This window comes from Streptomyces sp. NRRL B-24484 (assembly GCF_000717715.1).
Taxonomy (GTDB): domain Bacteria; phylum Actinomycetota; class Actinomycetes; order Streptomycetales; family Streptomycetaceae; genus Kitasatospora.
In genome coordinates, this window is record NZ_JOAI01000108.1 from 1 (window position 1) to 2,530 (window position 2,530).

Genomic DNA, 2,530 nt, shown 5'->3' on the forward strand with positions numbered 1-2,530 from the left:
TCTCGCTTCTGTGTGTCCGACATGCCCGGACGACCCAACCTCGCCATGCGCCACATCCTCCGTCACCTGGGATGTTGCGCTGACGGGTTGAGTTCACCCAGGACAGCCCCGACGCAAGTGCACCCCGTACGGCCACGCGATCCGAGCGGCCGTACGGGGTGAGGTCTGGCCGGGTGAGGCGGTTCACCGGATCGTGTGGGGGCCTCCGCGACATCCCGGTGCGGCCGGGGACTCATCGCCTACGGTGGGACAAGCCGGGAGCGTCCCTCGCCCGGCTCTTCGTGAAGGAGAAGTCCCTTGCCGCACAAGTTGGTTGTGGAAGTGCACCCGGGACGACCTGCATGAGCGCCCCGAGCCACCCCGGGACGCCGCCGGAGGGCACACACACGGGAAGCGCGGAGACGCGACTCGTGGTCGTTCGGGGAAACTCGGCGTCGGGGAAGTCGTCGGTGGCGGCGGGTGTTCGGGAGCGGTTCGGGCGGGGTCTGGCCGTGGTCTCGCAGGACAACCTCCGTCGCGTCGTCCTGCGCGAGCAGGACCGTCCCGGCGGCGCGAACATCGGCCTGATCGACACCGTCGCACGGTACGCCCTGGACGCCGGCTACCACGTCGTCGTCGAAGGCATCCTGTACGCCGATCACTACGGCGAGATGCTCACACGGCTGGTGGGCGACCATCGCGGCGTCACCCGCTGCTACTACCTCGACATCCCGATCGCCGAGACGCTGCTCCGGCACGCCTCGAAGGCCGATGCCGACTACCTGGCGGCCGTCACCGAGCGGGAACTGCGCGACTGGTACCGGGCACACGACCTGCTACCGGGCGGCATCGAGACCGTCATCGGCATTGACAGCGCCCTGCACGACACGGTGGACCGCATCGTGCGAGACACTGCGCTCTCGGAGCTGCCCACGCGGGACGACCAGAGACTGCTCGGTACCTGACGCGTGTCGGGTCAACCTTGATCACCGTGGCGCTACGCCATCGCGGCCGGGCCAGATCCTTCGGCGACACGGAGCACGGCCGGGACGGGCTACGGCTCCTCGACGTCCAGCCGGCCGGGGTCGTTCGGACCGACGGCGAGGCCGGCCGCACGACGGCCTCGGTCCTGCGCCAGCCGCGCCGAGACCGGGCAGGTGGCCGCAGTAGCCCACCGACGCGCCCACGAACGGGCGCCGGTCGCCACCACCGGCCCCACAGGGCGGTGCGTGTACGGCATGCCCACTTCCCGCTGCCCCTGGCGCCACGCCGCAGCCCTTCTGTTCGTCCTTCCACCGCGGCCCCGCTGTTCGCCGGGGCCTCGGCCCACGCCACCGCCGCCGAGCCCACGACCGACGCCACCTGTGTGCTGAACGGACACGGCATCTTCGCCACCGCCGTCGCCCCCCGGGGGTGTGGATCTCCCCGTGCCCGACACACCGGCCATGACCGGCAGCCTGTCGTGCGTGGACGCCGCCGGCGCGCCCCTGGCAACCGGCACCTTCGAACGCACCGTCACCATGCCGGCCACCGAGTGCACCGGGGACGAGCACGGGGACACCTCGACCACGACCGTCCACTGGTCCGACTTGAGCACCTCCGCCTTCCGGTTCGACCACACCGACGTCGTGAAGGTGAACGGCACCGCCTCGCTGGTCGTCACCGGCGCCGTCACCGACGACAGCGCGCGCTTCGCCGGCGACACCGTCAACGCGGTCGGCACCAGCTCCGGAACCGGCTGCGGCACCCCGGCCGGCGAGACGGCGGTCGACTCGATCCTTGTACTCCGCCTCACCCACTGACAGGGCCCCACGGGAAGGATGTGAGCGACATGACGCTCCCACGGACAACGCCGAACCTGGCCAACCCCGCAGTCCCCAAGGCCCGCATCTACGCGATGCTCGACACCGACGGCGACGGCATCGCCTCCCGGCACGACTACTTCGCCCGCATCGAACGAGCCCGCCTCGCCACCGGACGCACCGACGACGACCCCCTGGTCCTCGCCGCACACGCCACCGGCGAACGGGCCTGGGCCGCGATGGACGCCAACGGCGACGGCATCATGACCTATGACGAGTACGCGGCCTGGGTCGACGCCGAGAAGTTCGACACCGTCTGCCAGTACGCCCTCGGCGCCCTGTTCGACCTCGCCGACACCGACCGGCTCGGCGTCCTCGACCGGCCGAAGTTCACCCTGCTGCGCCAGGCCCTGGGCAACCCGGCCCACAACGCCGACGCCGTCTCCGACGCACTCGACACCGACCGTGACGGACGCGTCCACCGCCAGGAATACCTCGCGGCGATCCGCGCCTACGTCACCGGCGACCACTCCCCCATGGGCCGGGCCCTGTACTGACCGCCCCCACCCCGAAGCGGCAGAGCGCTGCCACCCGGTCCGGACCTGCCCACAGGTCCGGACCGCTGCCCCGAGTTCCACGCGCCCGGCACCTGTCAGCGGACACGGCAGACTCCCCGCTGGCGGTCAGTTGGCCTCCCCGCTGGTGGACATGAAATCTCCCCGGTGACGGACAGCTGATCTCCCCGCAGA

Annotated in this window: 3 protein-coding genes; all 3 read left to right on the forward strand. The window is 71.1% G+C overall.

The features are described 5' to 3' along the window. The first annotated feature begins 341 nt into the window (after nucleotides 1-341). The 3 genes from IE98_RS0141355 to IE98_RS0141365 all read left to right on the forward strand — a co-directional run bounded on the left by IE98_RS0141355 (nucleotide 342) and on the right by IE98_RS0141365 (nucleotide 2,338). A complete protein-coding gene (locus IE98_RS0141355; RefSeq protein WP_052391625.1) occupies nucleotides 342-944 on the forward strand; it encodes an AAA family ATPase in 603 nt (200 codons plus the stop codon). Between the two features lie 462 nt (nucleotides 945-1,406). Then, on the forward strand, nucleotides 1,407-1,781 hold the full coding sequence (locus IE98_RS0141360; protein ID WP_030277865.1) for a hypothetical protein: 375 nt from the start codon (nucleotides 1,407-1,409) through the stop codon (nucleotides 1,779-1,781). A gap of 29 nt (nucleotides 1,782-1,810) precedes the next feature. Then, nucleotides 1,811-2,338, forward strand: a complete 528-nt coding sequence (locus IE98_RS0141365) for an EF-hand domain-containing protein (protein ID WP_052391626.1) — start codon at nucleotides 1,811-1,813, stop codon at nucleotides 2,336-2,338. Nucleotides 2,339-2,530 lie beyond the last annotated feature (192 nt).

Excerpts from the sequence above, each read along its gene's own strand:
- IE98_RS0141355 (WP_052391625.1), top strand. The coding sequence starts at position 342 with ATGAGCGCCCCGAGCCACCCCGGGACGCCGCCGGAGGGCACACACACG.
- IE98_RS0141365 (WP_052391626.1), top strand. The coding sequence starts at position 1,811 with ATGACGCTCCCACGGACAACGCCGAACCTGGCCAACCCCGCAGTCCCC.